Annotated in this window: 3 protein-coding genes; all 3 read left to right on the forward strand. The window is 58.0% G+C overall.

Annotated features, from left to right (window positions below):
• Window positions 1–91: 91 nt before the first annotated feature.
• Genes AB6809_RS36025 through AB6809_RS36035 form a run of 3 tightly spaced genes read left to right on the forward strand, consistent with a single transcriptional unit; the run spans window position 92 to window position 3,266 of the window.
• Window positions 92–1,366, forward strand: coding sequence for a tyrosine-type recombinase/integrase (locus tag AB6809_RS36025; RefSeq protein WP_371028583.1), 1,275 nt, complete (start codon window positions 92–94; stop codon window positions 1,364–1,366).
• Entirely contained in the window at window positions 1,360–2,274 is a 915-nt protein-coding gene (locus AB6809_RS36030; protein WP_371028584.1) for a tyrosine-type recombinase/integrase, read from the forward strand. The genes AB6809_RS36025 and AB6809_RS36030 overlap by 7 nt, the downstream gene beginning before the upstream one ends.
• Complete coding sequence (locus AB6809_RS36035) at window positions 2,271–3,266, forward strand: tyrosine-type recombinase/integrase (protein WP_371028585.1); 996 nt, start codon at window positions 2,271–2,273, stop codon at window positions 3,264–3,266. The genes AB6809_RS36030 and AB6809_RS36035 overlap by 4 nt, the downstream gene beginning before the upstream one ends.
• The last annotated feature ends 60 nt before the right edge of the window (window positions 3,267–3,326 follow it).

Consider the following 3,326-nt stretch of genomic DNA (forward strand, 5'->3'; position numbering starts at 1 on the left):
GCGAGATGAATTTCTGTCCAGCAAGCTGGGGAGATCGCTGTTTAGGGAACTTGATTACTTTGCATAACGGGAGCCTTCTGAGGACACCGCCATGCTGGCGGTCGAAGGAGGTTTTGCTATGGCTGCCCTGAACAATTCTTACGCGGCACAAATGCACGCTCTGACTCCAGGTGCACTTGGGCCGTACCTTGATGAGTTCGCTTCGGAACTCGCATGCAAGGGCTATGCACCACTGACTATTTCCGGATACGCCGCATCGATCGCGCATTTCGGGGGCTGGCTTGAACGCCACCGTATTGCTGTTGAAGCGATCGATGACCAATGCATTAAGGCTTTTGCTGCCCATCGATGTCGGTGTCCGGGCGCACGCCAACATCGGTCAGTCTCTCGCAAGTATGTTGCACGTGTTGCGCTATTCATCGGGTATTTGCGGCAGCGAGGCATACTCAACCAGATCGAAGATCCCGTTCGCCCCGAGCCGCCCGCTGCCCTCGGAGAATTCTGTAGCTGGCTGCTCCATCATCGTGGCCTGTCCCCACGGACCATTGACCGGCATAACCGTTTGATCAGCAAGCTGCTGCCGGCGTTGCGTACCGACACGACGCGATGGGACGCTGCAATCGTACGCGATGTCATCACCGCGGAAGTGAAGCGCAACAAGATTCCAAATGCCAAGTGTGTCATCTCGGCTTTAAGGATGTATCTGCGGTTTCTGGCGTCGGTTAACCTATGCCGCCCAGGGCTGGACCTCGCGGTTCCGACCGTTGCACAGTGGCGGCTGTCGGCGCTGCCCAGGTATCTGGTGGAAGACGATATTGAACGTATCGTCAACTCATGCGACCTCGAAACAGATACCGGTGTACGAGACCATGCAATTCTGCTTCTTCTGGCCCGTCTCGGTTTGCGTGGAGGGGACATCGTCAATCTGCGTCTTGACGATATTGACTGGCGCTCGGGGCAGATTCAGATCAGGGGTAAAAGCCGTCGGGAAGTCCGGCTCCCGTTACCGCAAGATGCGGGTGATGCATTGCTCGAGTATCTTGTGCGAGTCCGGCCTTCGACCCCTGTCGGTCAGGTGTTCCTGTGCATGAATGCGCCATGGCGACCATTCGCGACCTCTGCGACCGTGTGTTCGATCGTCGGGTTTGCGTTATGCCGTGCCGGTATTTGGAAACCTCCATCGAAGGGTGCAAATCTCCTTCGGCATTCTGTCGCGACATCAATGCTGCGGGGAGGTGCTACCCTGGACGCTATCGGGACGGTCCTACGGCATCGATCATCCCAGACAACCGCCCACTACGCGAAGGTCGACGTGGTGAAGTTACGCGGGATCGCACAGCCGTGGCCTGGGGGTGTGTCATGCTAGCTCCCGCCATCAACCGTTATATCGAACTGCATCACGCTATGGGCTTCAAGTTCCACGCACAAAGCGGGCTCCTGCGAAGCTTCGCGGCATTCGCCGATGCACGCCAAGACGGATTCACTCGAACGCAGAGCGTTATCGACTGGGCGGGACAGGCTCCATCCGGCGCACAACGTCGGAATCGCCTGCTCACCGTACGACGATTCGCATTGGCCATGCAGGCAGAGGATCCAAACCACGAATGCCCGCCAGGTGACGTATTTGGCCGTGAATCCCCCAAGCGGGGTATCCAGCACATATATTCCTGCTCCGATCTGTCCACACTGCTGGCAGCAGCGGCACAACTTGAACCTGCTAGATCATTGCGCCCGGCAACGTACGTCACGTTGTTCGCGCTACTCGCAGCAACAGGACTGAGAATCTCGGAGGCACTCGCGCTGACGATCGACGACTTTACCGACGATGGGCTCGTCATCCGGGCGACCAAGTTCAGCAAGAACCGGCTGGTGCCGCTTCATGAGACCACTGATCTGGCATTACACGCCTATCTTGCGAGACGCGCGCGAGTCGGCGCCTGCGATCCGAACGTCTTTGTCTCGGCTAATGGACATCGCCTTTGCTACGACACGGTTATGTCCGTGTTTCTAAAGCTTGTCCGTTCAAGCGGACTACGCGAAGGTCCCGGCAAGCCAGGACCGCGGATTCACGATTTGCGCCACACATTTGCCGTGCGATCGCTGGAACAGTGCACCGGGGACCGACGCTCCATAGCACGACATGTGCTTGCCCTCAGCACATACCTGGGCCATGCCCACGTGGCAGACACGTACTGGTATCTACAGGCCACACCGATCTTGACGGCACAGATTGCCGCCGCTGGCGAAGTCCTGTTCTCGGGAGATCGACCGTGACCAAGCTTGCACACCATCTCGGATGCTTTCTGCGCGAGCATCTACCGCGCGAGCGCGGAGCCAGCGCAAACACGTGCGATGCGTATGCATATGCCTTCCAGCTGCTGGTCTGTTTTGCGGCAAAGAGTATGCATACCCAGCCGTCCTTACTGGAGATTGATCAGGTTGACGCTCCACTGATTCTCGCATTTCTGGAGCATCTGGAGAGTGAGCGACGATGCTCGTCAAGGACCAGGAACGCACGTCTCGCCGCGATCAAATCGTTTTTCCGCTATCTTGAATATCATGATGTTTCCTGCCTTGACCAGGCGAGGCGCATTCATGCAATCCCTCAGAAGAGAACCGACGAAGCGCTCGTTGACTACCTGACTATGCCGGAGATGCAGTCGATCCTGGATGCCCCGGATTCGACGACTTCAATGGGTATTCGTGATCGTGCAATGTTGCATCTTGCCTTCGCGGCAGGCCTTCGAGTTTCAGAGCTCGTTCAGTTGCGGCTCGACCAGTTGGAGCTTTCGCCGCAGGCTGCGGTTCACGTCTATGGCAAAGGGAGGCGTGAACGCGTGCTCCCGTTGTGGAAGCAAACCGCTACGGCAATACGTGCATGGCTTGCCGTGCGAGAGCAGGCGAGCGATCCAGAAGTGTTTCTGAATGCACGCGGTGGTGCCATGACACGCGCCGGCTTTGAATACATCCTGGACAAACATGCGAAGGCTGCGGCAGTCCTCCAGCCAACGATTGCGGCGAAACGCATCTCGCCACATGTGCTGCGGCATTCCTGCGCGATGCATACCCTGCAGGCAACACACGATGTCCGCAGGGTCGCTCTGTGGCTCGGTCACGCCAGAGTTCAGAGCACGGAGATTTATCTACGCGCAGACCCGACAGAGAAACTGGAAGCGCTCGCCGCGACCGGAATTCCGACCCTTCGGCGAGGCCGTTTCCGGCCGCCTGACGCTCTGATCGAGATGCTGAGATCAACGAAGCACTAGCCCGTTATGCGCAGCGTCATCAGGCCCACGGCCCTTACCGCCCCGTGTACTGCCGGCCAA

The organism is Paraburkholderia sp. RCC_158, assembly GCF_041355255.1.
Classification (GTDB): domain Bacteria; phylum Pseudomonadota; class Gammaproteobacteria; order Burkholderiales; family Burkholderiaceae; genus Paraburkholderia; species Paraburkholderia graminis.

Excerpts from the sequence above, each read along its gene's own strand:
- AB6809_RS36025 (WP_371028583.1), top strand. The coding sequence starts at position 92 with ATGCTGGCGGTCGAAGGAGGTTTTGCTATGGCTGCCCTGAACAATTCT.
- AB6809_RS36030 (WP_371028584.1), top strand. The coding sequence starts at position 1,360 with ATGCTAGCTCCCGCCATCAACCGTTATATCGAACTGCATCACGCTATG.